Source organism: Bradyrhizobium sp. SZCCHNS2022 (assembly GCF_032377575.1).
Lineage (GTDB): Bacteria > Pseudomonadota > Alphaproteobacteria > Rhizobiales > Xanthobacteraceae > Bradyrhizobium > Bradyrhizobium aeschynomenes.
In genome coordinates, this window is record NZ_JAUHHZ010000001.1 from 6,804,509 (window position 1) to 6,827,803 (window position 23,295).

General features: G+C 65.3%; 22 protein-coding genes. 9 read left to right on the plus strand and 13 right to left on the minus strand.

All coding sequences use genetic code 11. From position 1 onward, the window contains the following. Window positions 1–118: 118 nt before the first annotated feature. The 3 genes from rpsU to purE form a co-directional block, all read right to left on the minus strand. Entirely contained in the window at window positions 119–421 is a 303-nt protein-coding gene (gene rpsU, locus QXZ94_RS30415) for a 30S ribosomal protein S21 (protein WP_006612200.1), read from the minus strand. A gap of 161 nt (window positions 422–582) precedes the next feature. Further along, the gene (locus QXZ94_RS30420; RefSeq protein ID WP_315724637.1) at window positions 583–1,698 is read right to left on the minus strand and encodes a 5-(carboxyamino)imidazole ribonucleotide synthase; all 1,116 of its coding nucleotides are present in this window, start codon (window positions 1,696–1,698) and stop codon (window positions 583–585) included. Further along, window positions 1,695–2,183 (minus strand): 5-(carboxyamino)imidazole ribonucleotide mutase, encoded by a 489-nt coding sequence (gene purE / locus QXZ94_RS30425; protein WP_172133869.1) that lies wholly within the window; start codon window positions 2,181–2,183, stop codon window positions 1,695–1,697. Before purE ends, QXZ94_RS30420 begins: the two co-directional genes overlap by 4 nt. 148 nt (window positions 2,184–2,331) lie before the next feature. On the opposite strand from purE, the gene QXZ94_RS30430 reads away from it, so the two are divergent. Further along, the gene (locus QXZ94_RS30430) at window positions 2,332–3,000 is read left to right on the plus strand and encodes a GGDEF domain-containing protein (RefSeq protein ID WP_315724638.1); all 669 of its coding nucleotides are present in this window, start codon (window positions 2,332–2,334) and stop codon (window positions 2,998–3,000) included. Window positions 3,001–3,030: 30 nt separating this feature from the next. Here QXZ94_RS30430 and QXZ94_RS30435 read toward each other — a convergent pair whose 3' ends face one another. The 3 genes from QXZ94_RS30435 to QXZ94_RS30445 all read right to left on the minus strand — a co-directional run bounded on the left by QXZ94_RS30435 (window position 3,031) and on the right by QXZ94_RS30445 (window position 3,903). Continuing rightward, window positions 3,031–3,282: a hypothetical protein gene (locus tag QXZ94_RS30435; RefSeq protein ID WP_172133870.1), complete on the minus strand. Its 252-nt coding sequence runs from the start codon at window positions 3,280–3,282 to the stop codon at window positions 3,031–3,033. 78 nt (window positions 3,283–3,360) lie between these two features. After that, window positions 3,361–3,573 (minus strand): hypothetical protein, encoded by a 213-nt coding sequence (locus QXZ94_RS30440; protein ID WP_315724640.1) that lies wholly within the window; start codon window positions 3,571–3,573, stop codon window positions 3,361–3,363. Between the two features lie 123 nt (window positions 3,574–3,696). Then, window positions 3,697–3,903, minus strand: coding sequence for a YdcH family protein (locus QXZ94_RS30445; RefSeq protein ID WP_009028242.1), 207 nt, complete (start codon window positions 3,901–3,903; stop codon window positions 3,697–3,699). A gap of 292 nt (window positions 3,904–4,195) precedes the next feature. On the opposite strand from QXZ94_RS30445, the gene QXZ94_RS30450 reads away from it, so the two are divergent. Continuing rightward, complete coding sequence (locus tag QXZ94_RS30450) at window positions 4,196–4,381, plus strand: YdcH family protein (protein WP_083839074.1); 186 nt, start codon at window positions 4,196–4,198, stop codon at window positions 4,379–4,381. Window positions 4,382–4,548: 167 nt separating this feature from the next. Here QXZ94_RS30450 and QXZ94_RS30455 read toward each other — a convergent pair whose 3' ends face one another. After that, on the minus strand, window positions 4,549–5,652 hold the full coding sequence (locus tag QXZ94_RS30455; RefSeq protein WP_315724644.1) for an NAD(P)/FAD-dependent oxidoreductase: 1,104 nt from the start codon (window positions 5,650–5,652) through the stop codon (window positions 4,549–4,551). Window positions 5,653–5,864: 212 nt separating this feature from the next. On the opposite strand from QXZ94_RS30455, the gene QXZ94_RS30460 reads away from it, so the two are divergent. The 5 genes from QXZ94_RS30460 (at window position 5,865) to QXZ94_RS30480 (ending at window position 13,208) form a co-directional block, all read left to right on the plus strand. Further along, a complete protein-coding gene (locus QXZ94_RS30460; RefSeq protein ID WP_172109931.1) occupies window positions 5,865–8,573 on the plus strand; it encodes an EAL domain-containing protein in 2,709 nt (902 codons plus the stop codon). Window positions 8,574–8,704: 131 nt separating this feature from the next. Continuing rightward, window positions 8,705–10,255, plus strand: coding sequence for a glycerol-3-phosphate dehydrogenase (locus tag QXZ94_RS30465; protein ID WP_315724646.1), 1,551 nt, complete (start codon window positions 8,705–8,707; stop codon window positions 10,253–10,255). A gap of 60 nt (window positions 10,256–10,315) precedes the next feature. Next, entirely contained in the window at window positions 10,316–11,482 is a 1,167-nt protein-coding gene (locus tag QXZ94_RS30470; protein WP_315724648.1) for an ABC transporter ATP-binding protein, read from the plus strand. Continuing rightward, the gene (locus tag QXZ94_RS30475) at window positions 11,479–12,393 is read left to right on the plus strand and encodes an ABC transporter permease (RefSeq protein WP_315724650.1); all 915 of its coding nucleotides are present in this window, start codon (window positions 11,479–11,481) and stop codon (window positions 12,391–12,393) included. Before QXZ94_RS30470 ends, QXZ94_RS30475 begins: the two co-directional genes overlap by 4 nt. Beyond that, window positions 12,393–13,208 (plus strand): ABC transporter permease, encoded by an 816-nt coding sequence (locus QXZ94_RS30480; protein WP_315724652.1) that lies wholly within the window; start codon window positions 12,393–12,395, stop codon window positions 13,206–13,208. Before QXZ94_RS30475 ends, QXZ94_RS30480 begins: the two co-directional genes overlap by 1 nt. 203 nt (window positions 13,209–13,411) lie before the next feature. Here the strand turns inward: QXZ94_RS30480 and QXZ94_RS30485 are convergent, their stop codons facing one another. The 5 genes from QXZ94_RS30485 to QXZ94_RS30505 all read right to left on the minus strand — a co-directional run bounded on the left by QXZ94_RS30485 (window position 13,412) and on the right by QXZ94_RS30505 (window position 19,717). After that, window positions 13,412–14,398 (minus strand): alpha/beta hydrolase family protein, encoded by a 987-nt coding sequence (locus QXZ94_RS30485; RefSeq protein WP_315724654.1) that lies wholly within the window; start codon window positions 14,396–14,398, stop codon window positions 13,412–13,414. A gap of 7 nt (window positions 14,399–14,405) precedes the next feature. Further along, entirely contained in the window at window positions 14,406–15,257 is an 852-nt protein-coding gene (locus QXZ94_RS30490; RefSeq protein ID WP_315724656.1) for a carbohydrate ABC transporter permease, read from the minus strand. After that, window positions 15,254–16,129: a sugar ABC transporter permease gene (locus QXZ94_RS30495; RefSeq protein ID WP_315724658.1), complete on the minus strand. Its 876-nt coding sequence runs from the start codon at window positions 16,127–16,129 to the stop codon at window positions 15,254–15,256. The genes QXZ94_RS30490 and QXZ94_RS30495 overlap by 4 nt, the downstream gene beginning before the upstream one ends. Window positions 16,130–16,246: 117 nt before the next feature. After that, window positions 16,247–17,626 carry an ABC transporter substrate-binding protein gene (locus QXZ94_RS30500; protein ID WP_172133876.1) on the minus strand — a complete coding sequence of 460 codons (1,380 nt, stop codon included), beginning with the start codon at window positions 17,624–17,626 and terminating at the stop codon, window positions 16,247–16,249. Window positions 17,627–17,767: 141 nt separating this feature from the next. Next, window positions 17,768–19,717, minus strand: coding sequence for an AsmA family protein (locus QXZ94_RS30505; protein ID WP_315726631.1), 1,950 nt, complete (start codon window positions 19,715–19,717; stop codon window positions 17,768–17,770). Window positions 19,718–20,027: 310 nt separating this feature from the next. Between QXZ94_RS30505 and QXZ94_RS30510 the strand changes: the two genes are divergently transcribed. Beyond that, a complete protein-coding gene (locus QXZ94_RS30510; protein ID WP_009030127.1) occupies window positions 20,028–20,756 on the plus strand; it encodes a CoA transferase subunit A in 729 nt (242 codons plus the stop codon). Next, window positions 20,756–21,406, plus strand: coding sequence for a CoA transferase subunit B (locus QXZ94_RS30515; protein ID WP_172109922.1), 651 nt, complete (start codon window positions 20,756–20,758; stop codon window positions 21,404–21,406). The genes QXZ94_RS30510 and QXZ94_RS30515 overlap by 1 nt, the downstream gene beginning before the upstream one ends. Before the next feature lie 7 nt (window positions 21,407–21,413). Here QXZ94_RS30515 and QXZ94_RS30520 read toward each other — a convergent pair whose 3' ends face one another. Further along, window positions 21,414–23,129 carry a hypothetical protein gene (locus QXZ94_RS30520; RefSeq protein ID WP_315724665.1) on the minus strand — a complete coding sequence of 572 codons (1,716 nt, stop codon included), beginning with the start codon at window positions 23,127–23,129 and terminating at the stop codon, window positions 21,414–21,416. Window positions 23,130–23,295: the final 166 nt, after the last annotated feature.

Here is a 23,295-nt window from a genome sequence, read left to right on the forward strand (position 1 = left end):
GCGAACTCGGCGGCTGGCTGGATGGTCGGAAGAGGGGGGGCGATCCGGCCAACGCGCAAAGCAAAAGCGCGAGCCGTGGGCCCGCGCTTTCAAATGTCGCCAGATGTATGTGCAGAGATCAGCGCGGCGCGCCAGGGCGGGCGCCTGCGCCCGGACCACGACCGGCGCCACGGTCACCGCCGGCGCCAGCACCGAACACCGGCTTCGGCTTCATCGGCAGCAGACCTTCGCGCTGCAGCTTCTTGCGGGCCAGCTTGCGCGCACGGCGCACGGCTTCGGCCTTCTCGCGGGCTTTCTTCTCAGAGGGCTTCTCGTAATGGCCGCGGAGCTTCATCTCGCGGAAAATGCCCTCACGCTGCATCTTCTTCTTGAGCGCCTTGAGGGCTTGATCGACATTGTTATCGCGAACGAGAACCTGCACGCGGCATCCTCTTTCTCAGTCTATCGGTTTGAAATCGGCTGAAAGTCAGGGCCGGCAAATGGCCTCGCCCTTAACCTTGAGGGCGCCCGTGTATCAGACAACCTCGTTGCTGTCCACCCGCTGACGGGCTCTTAACGGCAAGTTTAATGCGGCGGGCCTGCTTAATTTCGACCTTGCCGGGGAGGAAGAGGCCATACCTGGGTGACGTGCCCCATCTTGCGGCCCGGGCGCGCGGCTCCCTTGCCGTAGAGGTGCACGGTTGCCCCGGGAACGGTGAGCCATTGCTCGTAGCCGTCGATCTCGTCGCCGATCAGATTGGTCATGGTGACGTGACCGTGGCGCAGCGGCTTGCCGAGCGGCCAGCCGGCGATCGCCCGGATGTGCTGCTCGAATTGCGAGATCGATGCGCCGTCGAGGGTCCAGTGGCCGGAATTGTGCACCCTCGGGGCGATTTCGTTGACCAGAACGCCGGGGTTGGGCCCGCCGGAGACGACGAACATCTCGACCGCCAGGACCCCGACATAGTCGAGCGCGGTGGCGATCCGGCTGGCGATGTCCCGGGCCTCGTCGGCGAGCGCGTCCGGAATGGCGGCCGGCGCCCGCGATACTTTCAGGATGTGGTCGCGATGTTCGTTCTCGGTGACGTCGAAACACTCGACCTGGCCGTCGGCGGCGCGCGCCGCGACCACGGAAATCTCGCGCTCGAATGGCACGAAAGCCTCGAGGATTGCCGATTTGGTGCCGAGTTCGGCCCAGATCCGCTCGAGGTCGTCACCAGGGCGAATCTTGACCTGGCCCTTGCCGTCATAGCCGAAACGCCGCGTCTTCAGGACGGACGGCTGCCCGATCCGCAACACCGCCTCGCGCAGCGTGGCGAGCGAGGATATGTCGGCGTAATTGGCGGTGCGGATGCCGAGCGAGGTGACGAAATCCTTCTCGATCAACCGATCCTGCGTGGTCTCGAGCGCCGAACGGCTCGGCAGCACCGGACGCCTTGCGGCCAGCACCATGGCCGCCGCCGAAGGAACGTTCTCGAATTCATAGGTTACGACGTCGACGTCGTTGGCAAACAGCTCCAGCGCCTCCACGTCGGCATATTCCGCGCAGGTGGCGTTGAGGACCACGTCGAATGCCGGCGAGTCCGGGTCCGGCGAGAACACCTGGCAGCGCAGCCCGAGCCGTGCCGCGGCAAGGGCCAGCATGCGACCCAGCTGGCCGCCGCCGAGAATGCCGATGGTGTCGCCGGGCTTGAGCTTGACCCGATTCGATCCGGTCACGCCGCGCCCTCCGGACGTTCAGCGATCGCGTTGGTCTGGGCTTGGCGCCACGCCGCAAGTCGATCGGCCAGCGCCGAGTCCGACAACGCCAGCACGCTGGCCGCCAGCAGCGCTGCATTGATGGCGCCGGATTTGCCGATGGCAAGTGTTCCCACGGGAATACCGGCGGGCATCTGCACGATCGAATAAAGCGAATCGAGCCCCGATAGCGCCTTGGACTCGACGGGGACGCCGAACACCGGCAGCTCGGTGAGCGATGCGGTCATGCCCGGGAGATGGGCTGCGCCGCCTGCGCCGGCGATCACGACCTTGAAGCCGGCTGCCTTGGCGCCCCGGGCAAAGGCATACAGGCGATCCGGAGTGCGGTGCGCCGAGACGATGCGAGCGTCATAGCTCACGCCCAGCGCACCGAGCGTTTCGGCGGCATGGCGCATGGTATCCCAGTCCGACTGGCTTCCCATGATGATGGCGATCGGGGCGGTCATGACCTCAATTCTTCTCGGGAATCCATCAGCATGGGCCGGAGTATAGGATCGGTCCCGACAGCGGCAAGCCATGGCATGGAGGTGTGAATGGACTATCCTGTCTTGGTTAAAGCCGGCAAGTCCAAACCTCGGCGCGGCAGGGAATGGGATGAAAAAGAAGCGCATCAAGAAGGCGGGACCGGCCGGTAAGCGCGGAACCCGCTACCGCAGCAGGGTTTCACGGGGACGCTCGCCGCGGGTAGATCCCGCACCGGCGGGGGCCCGGCAGACCATCCGGCGTCTCAAGGCCGAGCTCGCCGCCGCGCAGGCCCGGATCGCAGAGCTCACAGCCACCGCCGAGCGTGACTTCCTGCTCGACATCTTCAACCGCCGTGGCTTCGCCCGTGAGCTTCACCGCTCGATCGCATTCATCAAGCGCTATGACGCGACCGGTGCCCTGGTCGTGCTCGACGTCGACCGCCTGAAGCCGATCAACGATACTTACGGCCATGCCGCTGGTGATGAGGTCCTGAAAGCCGTTGCGCGCGTTCTCAGCGAGGAGGTGCGGTCCTCCGACGTCATCGGGCGGCTCGGCGGCGATGAGTTCGGCGTCCTGCTGTGGCACCTCAGCGAGACCGATGCGCGGGTGAAGGCAGCCGCGCTCGAGGAGGCAATCGACCGCTTGAGCTTCACCTTCGGCGATCAGATCGTGCGCGCGGGCGCCTCTGCCGGGGTGGCCCTGCTCGACAAGCGCGTCAACCCGGTGCGCGCGTTGGAGGAAGCCGATCGCGCGATGTACATCCGCAAGGCGCAGAGGCGGCACGAGGTCCGCTCCTGACGGGGGGAAGATTGGCGGCCACGCGCGCGATCACAGCTCGCCGAGGTCGTCGGGCAGCTCGCCGAATTTGTGCAGCAGCCGCGCGTCGCTGAACTCGCCCATCAATGGATCACCGCTGCGGCTGAAGGCGATGGCGCCGATGTTGTCCGGCAAGCGCGACATCGCCTCGGCGCGACGAAGGGCCGCCGTCGAGCTCTGGCATTCCTCGGCCGCCCCGGCGATCAGTGTGCCCAGCTCGTCCCGCCTGAAGGGCATGGCGACGTAATAGGTGACATCGGGCATTGCACGCTCCTTGCTCCTTCGAAGCTCCTGGCAAGTGCAGTCGCGCTCGTTGCGGAAGCCCTCGAACTCGTCGGAGGCCTACGCCGCATTGCTCTGCGCGTCGTCCGAGGCCGTGTTCGGCATGCAGCCGCACGAGATCGCGGCGCGCAACTCCTGCAGCTCGAGCTCGAGATATTCATTCGCCATGATCAGTGCCTTGATGGTGGAACGCAGATTGCCATCGCACATCGCGATGGCCTGATCGCAGGCCTGTTCGTAAAGACGATCATGGGGAGAGAAGGGAGCGGGCATCAGAACCATCCTGAGTGTTCGAGGGCGCGCGGAGTTGGTTCTGAGTGTTCTTGATTTGTTCCTGTCTGTCAAGATATCCGTTCGAGGCCGACGTGAAAACGACAAGAGCGCTGACGCTTCGCGTCAGGCGATGATGTCAGGCGTAATCTGGTCTTCGATGAAGGCGATCCGATCGCGTAGCAGGAGCTTCCGCTTCTTCAGTCGTTGCAGCCGCAACAGATCGGGTGCGGGCGATTGATGTAACGCGTCAATCGCCGCATCGAGGTCGCGGTGCTCCTGCTGCAGGCGCGCGAGTTCGGCCTGCAGTTCGCGCTCGTCTTGGTCAGCCATGATCTATGATAGCAAAAAAACGGAAGGAAGTGGGAAGCCTCGCGAAAGGCGGGCGTAAATATTGCGCTTGCGAAGCGTCATACGCAAGCCGCGAACGCCATCATCTCTGCAGCTGTCCCGTGAATTTCGGGTTGGCGCCGGCGCAAGATTCGTCCGCATCTGCTCACGCTTCGTTACACACGGCGCTCAAATTTGCATGTGCGGTCTTTTGGCCCCATCGACAGGTCAAGCGACTTGTGTACACTCATTAGCCCTGGTCGAATCTCAGGTTCACCTACCAAGGAGGTTTCGAATGGCCATTCAGGCGCATCTCGTTGAACTGGAGCGTAAGCATAAAGTTCTTGAAAACGAATTGCATGAAGCTCTCCTGCATCCATCGACTGACGATCTACGAATTGCCGAGCTGAAGCGACGTAAGTTGATGGTGAAGGATGAGATCGAGCGCTTGAGGCAGGTTACCACCGAAACGCTTCACTGATATGTGACGACAATCCCCGCAAACTTCCGACTGCAAGTCCGTGCGCACTGGGATGGCCGCGAGCTCCATCCCAGGCGCAGCTTCGATGACAGTTGAGGCGCAACCGATCGCTTCTCTGGCGCCGGACATCGCCGGCGCTGCGCTTCGCGTCTCACGCGCGGATCGCGTCAGTCTGCGGTGAGATCGACGACATGGGCGGCGATCGCAAGCGATGACGTGAGCCCGGGCGATTCGATTCCGAACAAATTGATCAGTCCCATCACGCCGTGGTCGCGCGGGCCCTGGATGACGAAGTCCTGCGATGCCACCGCGGGTGGTACGATCTTCGGACGGATGCCCGAATAGCTCGGCATCAGTGCGCCATCAGGCAGCGTCGGCCAGTATTTGCGGATTGCCGGATAGAAGCGTTCGGCGCGCGCCGGATCGACCGTGTAGTCGATGGTTTCGATCCATTCGACATCGGGACCGAAGCGGGCCTGGCCGGCCATGTCGAGCGTGAGATGCACGCCGAGTCCGCCGGGCTCCGGCACCGGGTAGATCAGCCGGCTGAACGGGGCCTTGGCGCTGCAGCTGAAGTAATTGCCCTTCGCGAGATAGGCCGTGGGCACCAGCTCCGGCGGCATGCCGTCGATCAGGCGGGCCACCGCCGGCGCGCTCAGGCCGGCCGCATTGACCAGAAGCTCGCAGGATAGCGTCATCGGCTGCTCGCCGCCGGCCTCGATCTCGATCGTCCCGTCCGCCGCCTTGGCGCGCAGCAGCGGGGTGTGGAACGCCAGGGCGCCGCCGGCATCCTCGATCTCGCCGCGCAGCGACAACATGAAGGCATGGCTGTCGAGAATTCCGGTCGAGGGCGACAGCAGGGCCGCCTCGCACGCCAGTGCCGGCTCCATGGCGCGGGCCTCGGAGCCCGTCAGCAGCCGCATGCCTTCGACGCCGTTCGCCTCGGCATGGGCGCGGATGCCCTGCAGCTTCTCGGTCTCGGCCGCATTGGTGGCGACGATCAGCTTGCCGCAATTGCGGTAGGGAACGCCGTGCTCGTCGCAATAACGGTAGAGCATCCGCTTGCCGTCGACGCAGAAGCGGGCCATCAGGCTGCCGGCCTTGTAGTAGATGCCGGCGTGGATCACTTCGCTGTTGCGAGACGAGGTCACGGTGCCGATGTCCTCGGCGGCCTCGAGAACGATGACTTCTCGGCCGGCCTTGGCCAGCTGGCGGGCGACGGCGAGCCCGACGACACCGGCTCCCACGACGACGCAATCGACCTTATCCATTCGGGTTCCTGAGACGATCTGGCGAAGTCACGGTCTTCTGCAATCCCTGGTGGGCGGAACCCCGGTCCAGAGCACGTCGCAGCTTAGCAATCCGTTCATCATAGGAGGTCATTGCGTGAATTTGCTTCGTCTTTTTCGAAGTTTGCGGAAACCGTTTACCTGATCCCAACGGGTCAAGCCAGAGACTGTCATCCGAATACCGCGGGTGATTGATGGCAGGCAAGAATTGGCAGGCGAGCGACCGAAACGCGTTTCGTGCGCGTGTCGTTGCGGCCCCGATGGCCGCCATGGCCACGCTGACGGCTGCCTTGCCGGGGCGTGCGTGGGCGGCTTCGTCTGATTTCTCTCCCTCGAGCTATCTCGGCACCGTCGAGCCGGACGTGCTGTGGAAGGTGCTGATCGGGGGCATCGTCGTCTGCGCTTTCCTGGCCTCGGTCCTGATCTGGATCCATTCGGCATTGCGGCGCACCAAACGGGCGCAGCTGCGGCGTAACGTTTTCATCAGCTCCGCCCTGAACAATCTGAGCCAGGGACTGATGCTGACCGACGCTGCCAACCGCGTCGTCTTCTACAACCAGCGCTTCCTTGAGATCTACGGCATGAGCCGGGCCGACATTCCGCCCGGTTGCACCGGCCGGGATCTGGTCGAGTTGCGGCGGCAGCGCGGCCTGCTTCATCTGACGGTCGAGGACTATGCGCGCCAGGCGCGGGAGCCGGACGGGTGTCTGACCGAGCTGCCCGGCGGTCGTGTGGTGCGCGCACAGATCTTCCGCCTTCCGACCGGCGGATCGATCGGCATCCACGAAGACTGTACTGTGCAGCACCGGCTGGAGCGCGAGCTCGCCTCGACCAAGCAGTTCCTGGAATCGGTGGTCGATCAGGTCCCCGTCTGCGTCGCAGCCAAGAACATCGACGACGGCCGCTACATCTTTGCCAACCGGGCGTTCGAGCAGTTCTCGCAGGTGCCGCGGGATCAGATCATCGGACGGCGCCCGAGCGACCTGTTCGGCGACGCGACGGCGGCCGACATCGCGGCTGCCGACCGCGAAGCGATGCTGGCGCCCGGCACCACCTACTGCAGCGAGCTGGTCGTTCAACGCGGCGACGACAAGCGCATCCTGGAAGCCCATCGCGTCGTTGCCCGCAATGAGAAGAACGAACCGCAATTCCTCATCGCGCTGTTCGACGACGCCACCGAGCGGCGGTCGCTGAGCCGCGAGCTGGAGAACAGCAAGAAGTTCCTGGAGCTGGTCGTCGACAACATTCCGGTGTCGCTGATCGTCGAAAGCGTCGATGACGGCCGCTATCTGCTCGCCAACCGCAGTGCCGAGATCATCCTCAATCGCAAGCGCGAGGATGCGACGGGCCTGACCGCCGCCGATATCTTCAATCCCCGTGAAGCGCGGCTGATCATTGCCCGCGACGAGGCCGCCATCAAGAAGCGCAGCCTGCTGACCGAGGAGCATCCGATCTCGACCAAGGACGGCCTGCGGCTGTTCCTGACCCGGCGCGTGACGGTGCTGGGCGATGCGGGCGAGCCGCAATATCTGATCAAGACCTATGAGGACGTGACCGACCGGCGCCAGACCGAATCGCGGATGGCGCACATGGCCTATCATGACGGCCTCACCGACCTGCCGAACCGCGCCGCCTTCCTGCAGGCGTTGAGCCAGATGATCGAGGCCTGTGCCGACACGGACGAAGAGTTCGCGGTGCTGAACGTGGACCTCAAGGGCCTGAAGGACGTCAATGACGTGTTCGGCCATGCCATCGGCGACAAGCTCCTGATCGAGGTCGCCCGCCGCGTCCATCATGTCGCCCGCGGCGGCGTGGTGGCACGTCTGTCCGGCGACGAATTCGGGCTGATCATCGACGGCAAGCAGCCGGAGGCGGGCAGGGCGCTGGCCGACCAACTGGCCGAGGCGATCGCCGTCGAGTTCCAGATCGACGGCAAGTCGATCCGCACTGCGCTCACCACCGGCATCTCGGTGTTTCCGCACAATGGTTCGGATCCGGCTTCGCTGCTCGCAAATGCCGGCGCCGCGCTGTTCCGTGCCAAGGCGAAGGCGCGCGGCAGCATCACCTTCTACGAGCCCGAGATGGACCAGCAGATCCGCGATCGTCGCGTGCTGCATCAGGAGCTGTCGGTCGCGATCAAGCATGGCGAGCTGTCGCTGTACTTCCAGCCGCAGGCGAGCTCGGGCCGCACCGTCGACTCCAGCGAGATCATCGGCTTCGAGGCGCTGGCGCGCTGGCATCATCCCGTCCGCGGCTTCGTGCCGCCGAGCGATTTCATTCCGCTCGCCGAAGAGAGCGGTCTGATCGTCGAGATGGGCGAGTGGATCCTGCGCCAGGCCTGCCGCGAGGCGGCCTCCTGGCCGAAGCCGCTGCAGATCGCGGTCAATCTCTCTCCGGCCCAGTTCGTCCATGGCGATCTGGTTGCGCTGGTGCATTCGATCCTGCTCGAGACCGGGCTGTCGCCCGGCCGGCTCGAGCTCGAGATCACCGAGGGCGTGCTGATCGAGGATTTCGACCGCGGTGTCGCGCTGCTGCGCCGGCTGAAGGCGCTCGGCGTGCGCGTGTCGATGGACGATTTCGGCAGCGGCTACTCGTCCCTCAGCTATCTGCAGGCCTTCCCGTTCGACAAGATCAAGATCGACCGCGCCTTCGTGATGAATCTCGGCCGCAACCCGCAATCGGCGGCGATCATTCGTGCGGTCATCGGTCTCGGACACGGCATGAACATGTCGATCGTGGCCGAAGGCGTCGAGACCCAGGAGCAACTCGGCTTCCTCGCCGAGCAGGGCTGCGACTCGGTCCAGGGCTATCTGCTCGGCAAGCCGCTGCCGATCGCCAAATATGACGGCGTCGTCGGCCGTGCTCATGACGACGTCGTGGCCACCGTTCGCAAGACCGGCTGACCGTACGAGCCCGGTCAGAGGCGATCGCGCAACAGCACGAATTTATCCGCCGACGTTGCTGCCACGCCGCTACGAGAATCATCGGCGCAGGTCTACGCTCGTTCGTCCTGACACGCTCGAAGACGTTGCGTATGGCGGACTACGATCTTGCGATCATCGGTGGTGGCCTGAACGGCGTCAGCCTGGCGCGCGACGCGGCCGGCCGTGGCTTGCGTGTCATCCTGATCGAGCAGGGCGATCTCGGCGGCGCCGCTTCGTCGGCCACGTCCCGGCTGGTGCATGGCGATCTCGCCGCGCTGGAGCGCCGGAGCTTCCTGCGCGTGCGCAGATCGCTCGCCGAACGTGACGTCTGGCTCGCGACAGCGCCGCATCTGGTACGCCCGGTCCGCTTCGTGATTCCGGCTCATGCTGATGAGCGTCCGCATTGGCAGCTGCGTGCCGGACTGTGGCTGTACGACCGGCTCGCCGCGCGCAAGCGGCTGCCTGCCGCGACGACGCTCGATGTGACGCATCATCCGGTCGGCGACGCGCTGAAGCGTCCGATCGGCACCGCGTTCGAATATTCCGACTGCGTCGTCGACGATTCCCGCCTGGTCGTGCTGACGGCGCTCGATGCCGCCGAGCGGGGCGCCGCGATCAGAACCGGCGCACGCTGCATCCGCGCCGACCGCGACCGCATCTGGCGCCTGGCCATCATCGATCGCGGGCATCGCCGCATCGTCACCTCCCGTGCCCTGGCCAACGCGACCGGCGCCTGGAGCGTCTCGACCGCGGAGACCGTGCTGCGCCAGCCGCCGCCCCGGGTGGCCGCGCGGCAGGTGAGCCAGATCGTGGTGCCCCGGCTGTTCGAGGTCGACGCCGTCTACGTGTTCCAGAACGCGGATGGGCGGCTGATCTTCGCCCAGCCCTATGAGCACGACTTCACGCTGATCGGCACCGTGGCTCATGGCTTCCGAGGCGATCCGGCCGTGGTCGCGACGGCGGCGCCCGACGTCATTTATCTCTGCAAGGCAGCCAACCGCTATTTCCGCGCGGACATCCAGCCCGCCGACGTCGTCAGAACCGTGTCCGGCGCCAACATGATGGTGCTGCGCGGTGATGTGGGGGCACGGCTGGAGACGGTCGTGAGCCTCGATGCCAGCCGGCAGATGGCGCCGCTGCTGACCATGTGCGGCGGCGATGTCACCACCGTCCGCCGGCGCGCGGAGCAGGCGGTGTCCCGGCTCGCCAGATTCTGTCCGATGTCGCCGGGCTGGACGGCCAGGGCACCGCTGCCCGGCGGCGATTTCGATTGGGATCGCTTCGAGGATCTCGTCGACGACGTGCGGGATCGCTGGCGTTTTCTCGGTGACGCCGAGGCACGGCGGCTGGTCGCCGCCTACGGCACCCGGTCCAGGGAGATTCTCGGCGGGGCCAAGAGCCGGGCCGATCTCGGTCAGGCCTTCGGATCGCAGCTGACCGCCGCGGAGGTCCGCTATCTCGTGACCAGGGAATGGGCACGGTTTCCGGATGACGTGCTGTGGCGGCGGAGCAAACTCGGCCTGAGCGTCTCGGCAGCCGAGCGCGATGCGCTGGCCGCGTTCATGGCCACCGCAACCGCCGCACAGACCACGCCGCCCGCGCGCGAGGTGGACGGGGATAGTCCGGCCCGTGCGGTTGAGCTGCAGTCGATCGGCGGCTAGCTTGCCCGCGCCGCGCCGCTGTGAGCCGGCAGGGTGATTTGACTGGACATGGCTCTGGACATGGCTGACGACATCGCGACCCCGGAGCCCGCTGCCGAGCCGGCGCCATCGCCGGAACCCCGTCCTGATCCCCAGCCGCCGATCCTGCGGATCGAGAACGTCGTGAAGACCTTCGGCAGCTTCCGCGCGGTCGACGGGGTCTCGCTCGACATCCGCGCTGGCGAGTTCTTCGCGCTGCTCGGCCCGAGCGGCTGCGGCAAGACCACGCTGTTGCGCATGCTGGCCGGCTTCGAGACGCCGGATGAAGGGCGCATCCTGCTGTCGGGTGAGGACATCGCGCAGGTTCTGCCGCACGAGCGGCCCGTCAACATGATGTTCCAGAATTACGCGCTGTTCCCGCATCTGAATGTGCGCGACAACATTGCCTTCGGCCTCCGCCGCGCCGGCATGCCACGCGCCGAGATCGCCACCCGCGTCGCGGAGATGGTGGCACTGGTCCGGCTCGAAGGGCTGGAGAAGCGCAAGCCCGATCAGCTCTCTGGCGGCCAGAAGCAGCGCGTGGCGCTGGCGCGCTCGCTGGCGCGCCGGCCGCAGGTGCTGCTGCTCGACGAGCCGATGGCCGCGCTCGACAGGAAGTTGCGCGAGAGCACGCAGTTCGAGCTGATGGAGCTGCAGCGCAGGCTCGGCATGACCTTCATCATCGTCACCCACGACCAGGAGGAGGCGATGACCGTGGCGAGCCGCATCGGCGTCATGAACGCGGGAAAGCTCGAGCAGGTCGCCGTGCCGCGCCGCCTCTATGAGGAGCCGGCCTCGCGCTGGGTGGCGCAGTTCGTTGGCGACATCAATCTGTTCGAGGGCGAGGTGACCGCGCGGGAGCCGCACCGGCTCAGGGTCAGCACGACGACCGCCGGCGAGCTGGTGGCGGCGCAGCCCGTTGCTCCGATCAACGAGAGCAAGGTCGCTGTCGCGATCCGTCCCGAGAAGATCCGCCTTGCGCTCCGCCGGCCCGCGGGCGACGCCGCCGCGATCAATTGCGTCGAGGGGATCATCTCCGATGCGAGCTATCTCGGCGGCAAGACCGTGTACAAGATCAGGCTCGATGGGGGCGCCGCCGTTCACGCCGCGCAGACCAACACCGCGCGACTCGATGCCGACGGCTATGGGCTGAACCAGCGCGTCGTGGCCTGGTTCACCCCCGACGATTGCGTGGTGCTGGAGCGATGAGCGCGCGCCGCATCTTCTCGCGTCCGGCGCGTTTCGCGGCGATTGCGCCCTATGTCTGGATGACGCTGTTCTTCCTGGTGCCGTTCCTCTTCGTTCTCAAGATCAGCCTGTCGCAGACCGCGATCGCGCAGCCGCCCTATACGCCGGTGTTCTCGCTGGCGGAGGGCTGGTCGTCGCTCCGCGACGCCTTCGCCGCGTTGTCGCTCGACAATTTCCGCCTGCTGCTCTCCGACGATCTCTATCTCGCGTCCTATCTGCGCAGCGTCGTTGTTGCTCTCACATCGACGGCGATCCTGCTGCTGATCGGCTATCCCATCGCCTATGGCATGGCGCGGCTGCCCAGGCGCTGGCAGGGCATCGCGATGATGCTGGTCATCATCCCGTTCTGGACCTCGTTCCTGATCCGCATCTATGCCTGGGTCAACATCCTCCAGCATGACGGCCTGCTGAACCAGATCCTGCTCGCGCTGCACCTGGTGTCGACGCCGGTGGTGTGGCTGTCGACCGACAGCGCGATGTATGTCGGCATCGTCTACTCCTATCTGCCGTTCATGATCCTGCCGCTGTTCGCGACCTTGACCAAGCTGGAGCCGGCGCTTGAGGAGGCCGCCGCCGACCTCGGCGCCTCGCCGCGCGAGATCTTCTGGCTGGTGACGTTTCCGCTGTCGCTGCCCGGCGTCGGCGCCGGCAGCCTGCTGTGCTTCATCCCGATCGTCGGCGAATTCGTCATTCCCGACCTGCTCGCCGGCTCCAAGTCGCTGATGATCGGCCAGACGCTGTGGCTCGAATTCTTCACCAACAAGGACTGGCCGGTGGCCTCCAGCATCGCCGTGGTGCTGCTCGTCGTCCTGCTGCTCCCGCTCCTGCTCTACGACCGGCTGCAACGCCGGCAGCTGGAAGAGAGCCGGTGATGGCGGCAAAATCCTCACGCCTGTCGCGCTTCAACATCGCCTCGCTCGCGCTCGGGTTCGCCTTCCTCTATCTGCCGATCCTGATCCTGGTCATCTACTCGTTCAACGCCTCGCGGCTGGTGACGGTGTGGGGCGGCTGGTCGCTGCGCTGGTATCACGAGTTCTTCAACGACCGCGCCATGATCGACGCGGCCTGGATGAGCCTGCGCGTCGGCGCGACGTCGGCCACGGTGGCGACGGTGCTCGGCACGCTGGCGGCCGTGGCGCTGTCGCGCGGCGAGGGGTTCCGCGGGCGCATGCTGTTCTCCGGCATGCTGTATGCGCCGCTGGTGATGCCCGAGGTGATCACCGGCCTGTCGCTGTTGTTGCTGTTCGTGGCGCTGGAGGCGGAACGCGGCTTCTGGACCGTCACGATCGCCCACACCACGCTGACGATGTGCTTCGTGGCGGTGGTCGTCCAGTCGCGGCTGGTCTCGCTCGACCGCAGTCTCGAAGAGGCCGCGATGGATCTCGGTTGCGATCCGGTCCGCGCCTTCGTGATGGTCACGCTGCCGCTGATCGCGCCGGCCGTGCTCGCTGGCTGGATGCTGGCGTTCACGTTGTCGCTCGACGATCTCGTGATCGCGAGCTTCACCACTGGCCCGGGCTCTGCGACCCTGCCGATCCGGATCTATTCGGAGGTGCGGCTCGGTGTGAAGCCGGAGATCAACGCGATCTGTACGCTGGTGATCGGGCTGATCGCGGTGGTCATCGTGATCGCTTCGTTGGCGTCGAAACTGTCGAGTGACCGGGGTGAGAGCGCGGCCCCGCTTTAGGCACCTATGGCCGCGTCATCACAGCCGTCATCGCCCGGCTTGACCGGGCGATCCATTACGCCGAGACGCCTGTGAGTCCGCCGAGAGGCCGCGGCGTACTGGATGCCCGCCTACGCGGGCATGACAGCTGAGGTTGCGGGGCCCTGCTGCGTTCACACGAGCGCAACTCGCGAAGATGATCACGAGTGCTGTCGCAGCGTCGATCAGCGCGCGAACAGCTTCAAGGCGGCGGCGACCACCGCGCGGTGGATTGATCCGCGATCGACCGATGCCGGATCGACGCAACTGGCGGGATCGGAACTGCGGCCGAGTTCGGTGCTCTCGGGCAGGAAAACGTAGTGGCCGGCCTCATCAGCGACGATGTCGAGCGTGCTGTGCGGCAATCGTTCCTGCAGCCAGCGCGCCGACGGCAGCAGCGCGTCGGCGCCGCCGACCATGATGTGCGTCGGCACGCGGATCGCGGCGACGCTCTCCTCCGAGAAACCCTGCACCGAGCGGCCCGGCGCCAGCAGCAGCGCCGCCTTGATGCGCGGGTCGTGATACGACGCCGACATCCGGCCCCATGAGTCGCGGAAGATCTGGCTCTCGGCCATCAGGCGCGGCAGATGATCGGCGAGATCCGGAAACTCGCGCGGGCCGCGGCCGAGATTGGCGCCGGGCTCGAACGGCGAGCGGATCATGATGGCGCCGAGCAGGGCGGTGGCCGTGACGCCGCCGAGCGAATAGCCGACCGCGAGGATGCGATCGAGATCGATGCGGCCTGTAAAGTCAGGATGAGTGACGAGGTGGTCGATCAGCACCGAGATGTCGCGCGGCCGTTCCCACGAGCAGAGAAAGCCTTCGGCGCGGAACGGTGCGGCATTGTTGTTGCCGTGATGGTTGATCCCGACCGCGATGAAGCCGTGGCTGGCCAGCTCGCGCGCCAGCCATTCGACCTGCAGGCCGTTGCAGCCGGTGCCGTGCGAGTAGACCACGAGCGGATATCGACCATTGCCGGCCAGCGGCGCGTTCAGCGCAGCAGGTCCTGACTTGAACCAGCCCTGCGGCCACGGGGCAATCGGAAGCGCGGCCTCGATGGCGCCGTCCGCGGCCGGGTACCATGCGAACCAGTCGATCGGGCGCGGGCGGTCGCCATCCCAGCTCGGCCGCGCGGCATCCGCGAACCGACCCTGACGAAATCCGACCTTCATCGTTCCATCACGACTTCACGGCGCCCGCAGTCAGCCCGCCCACCATGTAGCGCTTGAAGGCGTAATACACGGCGGCCGGTGGCAGCGCGTAGATGAAGCCGGTGGTCATCAGGAGCTCCCACGGCGAATCGTCGGCGGCGAGGAAGTTGCCGAGCGCAACGGGCAGCGTGATCTCCTTGTCGTTCGACAGCAGCAGGAACGCGTAGAGGTACTCGTTCCAGGCCAGCAGCACCGCATAGGTGCCGATTGCGACCAGCGAGGGCATCATCAACGGCACGTAGACGAGCCGGAAGATCTGCAACGGGCTCGCGCCGTCCATGACGGCCGCCTCGTCCAGCTCGACCGGGAGCTTGTCGGAGGCCTGCTTCAGCACCCAGATCGCGTAGGGCGACGCGATCGTCACCATCGCCAGGATCAACGACCAGTCGTTGTTGAGCAGGCCGTATTTGCCCATGGTGCGATACATCGGCACTGCAAGGAACGCAGCCGGAATGAAATAGGTGAACAGCGCGAGGTTCATCACCACGCGGCTGCCGGGCACGCGCAGACGCGAGATCGCATAGGCGGCGCATGTTGCGATCACCAGGGTCAAGGCGCCGACGGCCACGGCGATCACGACAGAGTTGCCGAACTGGAGCCAGAAGTCGCGCAGGAAGTAATGCTGCTGGTGAAACACGATCGAGAAGTTGTGCAGGGTCGGATGGTCCGGCCACAGCTTGCCCGAGAACGCGTCCTCCTTGGGCGAGATCGCGAACAGGAACATGTGATAGATCGGAATCATCGTCCAGATGAAGACGGGGATGCCGATCAGCAACAGCCGGGCTTCGGTCCCGACTTCGCGCAGGGTGGGGAGCTTCATCGCGACAACCGCTTCATCATGAAATAGACCAGGGGGAGCACCAGCGGCATCGCGCAGACGATCGAGGCCATCGCGAGGCTGAGCTGGTCGAGCCGGAGATAGCGGATGCCGAGCGTCGAGAGGACGTGGGTCAGATCGGCCGGTCCGCCGCCGGTCAACAGATAGACGCTGTTGAAGTCACCCAGCGTCCAGATCATCGAGAGCAGCGTGCAGGTGATGTAGAGCGTCTGCATCGACGGCCAGGTGATGAAGCGGAACTTCTGCCACCAGGTCGCGCCGTCGACCTCGGCAGCCTCGAACAGATCGTGCGAGATCGCCAGCCGTCCGGTCATCAGGATCAGCGTCCAGAACGGCAGCGACTTCCAGATGTGCATGCCGATGGCCATCGCCAGCGCGACCGTTGGGTCGTTCAGCCAGTTCGGGCCGTCCTCGCCGGTGAACTTGAAGATCAGCTGGTTGATCACGCCCCATTCGGGATTGAGCATGAAGCGGACCGACAGGATGGTCGGGATCGACGGCACCGCCCAGGGCAGGATGAAGATCACCGACAGCCATTTGATCCAGCCGCGCTGCTGGATGAAGAAGCCGGACAGGAACAGTGCGATCAGCATCTTCAGATTGATGCCGACCAGCAGGAAAATGAGCGTGTTGACGGCGGCGCGCGCGAAGATCGGATCGTTGAACAGCGCGACGTAGCTGGCCGGATCTCGCGCCAGCCACAGGCCGTAGCCGACAGGATAGACGACGAAGGCCAGAAAGATCAGCAGGTAGGGCGCGAGCATGACGATGCCCCACACCTGTGACGGTGTCAGCAGCACCGGACGCGGCGCTTCCGCGAGCGCGGAATCGGAAGCTGAGAGCGTGATCGCCATGGTCGTTTCTTCCCGGGTCGTCTTGTCCCGCCTATCGCCAAACCGGCCGCAGACGCTGCGGCCGGCACGTGTTGTCGTTCGTCAGGATCTCAGGCTAGTGCATCGCGTTGCGAGTGACTAGCCGGCGACTTCCTTGAGGCGGGCGATCAGTTCGTCGACGGCCTTCTCGACCGGCACCTTCTCGCTGACCACGCGGTTCATCGCCTTCGCCCAGACGTTCTCATTGTTGAGAATCGTGAACTTGTAGTTCTTGGTGAAGTCGAACGGCGTCGTGCCACCCGTGAACTGGGTGTAGACGGCCTTGCGATGGCGGTCGGCCTGCCAGAACGGGCTCTGCTGGCTTGCCGTGGTCACCGGGAACCAGCGGCCGAGCGCGCCCTCGATATAGGGCCGCAGGTTCTCCTCCTGCATCAGGAATTTGATGAACTCCTTGGCCTGCGCCTTGTTCTTCGCGTTGCTGAAGATGAGACCGGTCTTGACGTCGGAGCGGTACTTGATCGGCGTGCCATCGGGCTTGTTGGGGAAGGACGCGGTGATGATGTCCTCCTCATAGGCCTTCTTGCCGGCCGCGCGCTGCTCGGGGGTCAGCGCCGGGTTGGTGGAGTCCTCGAACCATTTGGCTGCGATCGAGATCGTGAAATTGTGGGTCATCACGATCGTCTTGTTGTGGAAGGCGACGTTGTTGTCGGGATCCTTCCAGGTCGTCGAGGACGGCGGCGTGCAGCCCTTGATGTAGGTGTCGGTATAGTCCTTCATCGCCTTGATGAGACCGTCGCGCACCTTGGGATCGTCGACCAGCAGCTTGCCGTCGTCGTCGACCAGCTTGACGTTGTAGGCGTCCATGAAGGTGTAGAACGACTGGAACGAGTCGGTGGATTCCACGCCCATCGGCTGGCCGACACCATACATGCGCTGGCCGGTCGCCTTGCGAACTGCCGGCTGCACCTTGTCGCACCAGAACGTCCAATAGTCTTCCCACTTGGTCGGGATGTCGCTCTGCTTGAAGCCGGCCTTGTCCAGCAGGTCGCCCCAGATCTGGACGTGCATGCTCTGCTGCTTCAGCGGGAAGCCGTAATAGGCCTTCTTCTTGGTGACGTTGTTGAAGAGATAGGCGGTCTCGAGCGTGTTCGGAGCGAAGGCCGACTTCATCGGCTCCAGGATGTCGGTGAGGTCCTCGAGCTTGCCTTCATAGGCCCACTTGCCCTGGGCCTGGACGTCGTAGGTGTCGGCATAGGCCACGTCGGGCACGGTACCGGAATCGAGCGCGGCGACCGTCTTCGGGATCATGTCCTGGATCGCATATTGCGACAGCTCGACCTTGATGCCGGTCTTGGCTTCGAACTTCTTGACGACGTTGAGCAGCGCATCGTCCTCGGACTTGTAGAAGCCCTTGCTCCACCAGATCGTGATGGTGTCCTGAGCGACGGCCGGTGCTGCAGCGCAAAACAGCCCGGCGGCGACTGCGATTGAAAGCGCACCCATTCCCCTGGATTTCACATGTCTCTCCCTGATCCGCCGATCTTGCTTGATCGGTTGCGCGGACACTAACCCAGGGGCACGGCGTGATCCAGAAGTAATATATCAGACATAGGTCGCGACTGCGGCAGTGCTTCTCCGCCTTTCCACGATGAGATCAGATCAGTTCTGCTTTGTGGAACTGTCGCCCGCCGGCGCATCGGCTTGCGGGGCGTTGTCCGGCTGCGCCGGCCGCAGTCCGCCGCCGGTGAAGCGCTCGAGCACGGAGCGCACGGCATCGCGCGTCTTGCGATCCTTGACGGCGTCGAGCAGAGGGGCGGCGGCCGGAGCACGGCGGATCAGGCTCTCCGGATCGGGAAAGATCAGCGGATCTTCCCAGGGGCCCTGCACGACGAACGGCAGCTCGAAGCCGTTATTGCCATTGCCGGCCGACAACAGGCTGGCCACACCCTTGAAGTCGTATTCGCGGCTCGGCACCGACGCCGTGCCGGTCATGGTGATGCGTGCGGTCGGGCTCTCCACCCTGATGTCCTCGGCGGTGGCGACACCGTCCGCGAACCTCACAGCGATCGTCAGCGAGTCGTAGGGCGTCGAGCCGGTGCGGAAATTGCCGCCGCGCGACAGCGGGCTGCGCTCGAGACGCTTCAGCAGCTGCTCGACGTTGAAGCCGGAGATCGCGCCGTCGCGGCCCTGCAGATTGGCGCTGCCGTCCAGCGACTGCGCGAGCCCGAACGGGCTCGAGCCGGAGGCGGTCAGCGACACGTTGAGATTGCCACGCCCGGACAGCGACGAGATGCCGAACATCTCATTGGCGCAGGCCTGCAGATCGACGTCGTTGAACTGCAGCTCGGCCTTCACGTCGGCGACCGTGTCCGCACGGGCGATTCCAAACGAGCCCCGCACGACGCCGCCATACATCTGCGCTTCGCCGACGGAGAGAGCGAGCACGCCGTTGCGCAAATTGGCGCCGAAGGCGGTGCGTCCGAGCTTCGACGAGCCGACCGTGACCTTTGCGGCCGATAGCCGCATGTCGAGGTCCGTCGTGGACAGCGCCTTGAGGTCGAACAGCTGGCGATTCCAGTCGCGCGCGCCGTTGGCGAGCAGCCGGAACGTCGAGATGTAGGGGGTGAAGTCGAGCGCATCGGCCGCAAGCGTCGCCTGCAGCGCCTGCCGACCGTTGTTGGCGTAGGTCATCACGCCCTCGGCCGTGTTGCCGTCGAGCTCGACATTGACATTGGTGAGCGCGATCGAGGCGCCCACGACATTGGCGCGCGCACGGAGCGCAAAGCGGCCGAAGCCGCCGCCGCCGAGCGGCGTCTGCCCGGTCCAGCGCAGCGCGTCGCGCAGCGATGGGCTGTCGACCGTCAGCGTGCCTTCCATCAGCGCGCTGGTGCGGTTTGCAACCGTGCCGTCGAAGGCGACCTTCAAAGGCGGGCTGGCAAGGCGCATCTTCAGCCCGGACCGGTCTCCCGACAGTGCCGCCAGGAAATCGCTGACGCTGATCGAGCCCTCGATGCGCTGGCCGCGCCAATCGAATTGCCCGGTCGCGGCGAACGAGCGCGAGATCGAGGGCCAGGCCAGCGACAGGTCGATGTCGTCGAGCCGCTCGGTCGCATGATGGCTGTTGTCCTCATAGACCAGGATGCCGTCCTGAATGCGGATCTCGGAGAACGACATCTGACTGTCGGGGCCGGGGCGCATGGTGCGCGCGATGGTCTCGATGAACGGCGTCCAGTTGCTGTTGCCGTCGGCTTCGCGGGTGACGTTGATCTGCGGCCGCAGCATCATGACGTCGGCGATCTCGAAACGCTGCAGCAGCAGTGGCAGGAGTTGCAGATTGGCGGTCAGAACATCGACGCGCAATGCCGGGTCGGCGGTGCCGCTGCCTTTCAGGCCGACATCGTGGAAGGATACGTAGCTGCCGGGGAACAAGGAGACGTCGATGTGTCCCTTGACGACCAGCTCGAGACCCGTCACGGCGCGGATCTGGGTCTCGACGGCGTGCCGAAGTGCCTCACGATTGACCAGCCAGGAGCTCGCGAGCAGGCCCACGAACGCGATCCCGAGCAGCACCGCAATCGGTGTGCCGAGCCGCCTCATTCCTTGGGCCATGGTCACGGACATGTCCTGGAGTCGTCGGATCGCTGTTTACTGGGGATGGGCAGGGCGCGCCGAAAACCCTTGCCAACATCAACAACTTGATGCGTTTTCTTGACGCTTTCAAGGCCGCGCCGCCGGTGTGGCCGGATTGCGGCGAAGCCTGCGGATCCCGTCCCCCGGATCATTCCGGAGCCGCGGGTGGCTCCGACAGCTAACGCACGATCTGCACGTTGGGAAGGCATCATTGACGCATTGCGAAGATTTCGCCTAATAATCCGATCGATATCCGCGCGGTCGCCGCTCTGCATCAGGTCATTCCCGTATGAACAAGGTCTATCCGGACGCCAAATCCGCCCTTGCGGGCCTTCTCAAGGACGGCATGACCATCATGTCCGGCGGGTTCGGCCTTTGCGGCATCGCAGAAACCCTGTCTGACGCCATTCGCGAGTCCGGGGTGAAGAACCTCACCGTCATCTCCAACAATGCCGGCGTCGACGGCATCGGCCTCAGCCGGCTGCTGGAGACGCGGCAGATCAAGAAGATGATCTCGTCCTATGTCGGCGAGAATAAGCTGTTCGCACAGCAATATCTGGCTGGCGAGCTGGAGCTGGAATTCTGCCCGCAAGGCACCCTGGCCGAGCGCATCCGCGCCGGCGGCGCGGGCATCCCGGCCTTCTTCACCAAGACCGGCGTCGGCACGCTGGTCGCCGAAGGCAAGGAAGTGCGCGAATTCGACGGCGAGAAATACCTGATGGAGCGCGGCCTGTTCGCCGACCTCGCGATCGTGCATGCCTGGAAGGGCGACACTGCCGGAAACCTCGTCTACCGGAAGACCGCGCGAAACTTCAATCCGATGATGGCCACGGCGGCCAAGGTCACGGTCGCGGAGGTCGAGCATCTCTTGCCGGCCGGCCAGATCGATCCCGACCACATCCACACGCCGGGCATCTTCGTGAAGCGAATCATCCAGGTTGGAACCGCGCTCAAGCGCATCGAGCAGCGCACCGTGCGCAAACGTGAAGCCGCCGCTGCAGCCGGGGAGGAAGTCTGATGGCCTGGACGCGAGAGCAGATGGCGGCACGCGCCGCCAAGGAGCTGCGGGACGGTTACTACGTCAATCTCGGCATCGGCATTCCGACGCTGGTCTCCAACTACATCCCGCCGGGCGTCGACGTCGCGCTGCAGAGCGAGAACGGCATGCTCGGCATGGGTCCGTTCCCCTATGAGGGCGAGGAGGATCCCGACCTCATCAATGCCGGCAAGCAGACCGTGACCGAGCTGCCGATCACCAGCTATTTCTCCTCGGCGGATTCGTTCGCGATGGTCCGCGGCGGACACATCGATCTCTCCATCCTCGGCGCCATGCAGGTGGCCCAGAACGGCGACCTCGCCAACTGGATGATCCCGGGCAAGATGGTCAAGGGCATGGGCGGCGCGATGGATCTCGTCGCCGGCGTCAAGCGCGTGGTCGTCGTGATGGAGCACAGCGCCAAGGACGGACCGAAGCTGCTCAAGCAGTGCAATCTGCCGCTGACGGGCGAGCGCGTGGTCGACATGGTCGTGACGGATCTTGCGGTGTTCACCATCGACAAGCACGGCAATGACGGAATGGCGCTGATCGAGCTCGCCGACGGCGTGACGCTCGACGAGGTCAAGGCCAAGACCGAAGCCGAATTCCGGGTCGCGCTGAAGAACACCTGAGGCGCGACTACCAGCGCCGGCACAGCATTTCCGCGACCTTGACCGCAAGCCGGCAGGCTGCGTTGTGCCGCGGGCTCGCGTGAGCCTGTGGCGGCGTCAGGCTATGGACCGCCAGACAGGGCACGCCGCGGCCGAGGCAGATCAGTCCCATGACATAAGCCGTGCCGTCCGCCGCGAGGGCGCCCGGAAACGCCGCCGAGACATCGGCGTCGGTCCCTTCGTCATTGCGCGTGACCGTCGTCCCCTCGAAGAACACGCCGATCTCGTCGAGCATGGCCTGCGCCGATTCATGCGCGAGACGACAGAGCTCCGGATCGGCCGGGATCATCATGCCCCCCTCATGGGGAAAGGGCGGCTCGGCGATGCTGAGCGCGTCCCGCACTTGGATGTCGATCCGAAACGGCGCCAACGAGGCCGCGATGACCAGATCGCCCGCGCCGGCGCCGACGAAACGGACGCCGTGGCCGGCTTGCGCGAGGGCCGGCCCCAGGGCCTGCGCACGTGCCGGCATGATCACCCAACGTGCGCCATGCTCCTCGACCGCGACGGCCGTGGCGCTCGCCACCTCGGTCATCGATCGCCCCAGGCAGATGACGGCATGGAAGCACGAATGCCGGATGATCGCCCGCGCGGCGTTGCGCTGCTCGATCAGCGTGCCCGGCCCCATCGCCTGGATCAGGCCTTCGATGTCATCGGGCGTCTCCACCACGAAGCCGACGGTATGCGCCTTGGCATGGAGGAAGCGCAGCGCGTCGAGCATGGCGTTGATGGCGGCCTTGTCGCGGTCGTCGAGCTGCGGCCATAGCGCATCGAGCACGTCGAGGGAGGCCTCGATGCTGGCGCCGATCACGCCCTGACCGAGCGGGCGTCCGGGCGTCTCGCAGCGATAGAGCTCCTCCAGCGATTGCAGGACGGTTCGGCGATCCTTGATCGCGCCGGCGCCCTGCAGGATGCGGGCGAGAACGAGCGCCCGCTTGGCGGGCTCGAGCGGCACGGCCAGCCAAGCGAAATCCGCCAGCTCCGCCGCCTGTTCGCTCGCTGCGCGCTGAAATTCGCCGACGACCTGACCATAATGCCAGCTGAGCTGCCAGGGCGTCACTTGCCGGCCGCGATACCTGCCGCGCTCGATGCGTTCGAGCGCCTGGGCCTGCAGCTCGTGGCGCAGATCCGGATCGAAGCCGGATGCGCGCGTGTCCAGCAGCCGATGGGCACGCGTCGCGACCGCCGGGCCAAACCACTCCTGATCAGCATCGCCGACCGAAAGGCCGCTGGGCATGCGGATGTGCACGGTCCTGCGAAACTGGTCGAGCTCGCGCTTGGCGACTTGCGCCGCCGTGGCGGAGACCGTCTGCACCTCGCAGAAGGCATCGACCACGCCGGCCCAGTCCCAGAAATCATCGCCGTAGAACGGAATGCGGTATTGGCGACTCGCGACGATCCGCGCGCAGACCTCCTCGATCGCCGGCGTTACGCGATCGAGAATGTCGCGTCGCGCGAGCGCAGGGTCCGCAAGACACTGATGAACGACGCGTGCGGCGTTCGCGTTCACCACGTGCCAGTCCCGCGCGGCGAATTTCGGCGACGTCCGCAGATATTCCAGGGCGTCGATGAGGCAGCGTCCGGCCAGCGCGCGTGGTGAATTGTCGTCGAACCAGCTGGTGTTGCCGATTCCGTACCCATGCAGGTCGGACGTGAAGAAGACCGGCGGATGTCGAGAAACCACACTCGCCTCCTGGTCCGCTCATCGCGTCTCTCAACTGCAATTGTCTAACGTTTGTAGCTCGATCTTCGCAACCGAAAGTTGATATTGGGTGACTGTCAATTGTGCCAGTGTCAGGGCACCGCCAAGCGCGCCCATTGGACGCTCAGCGCAAGCCGGAGGGGTCTCG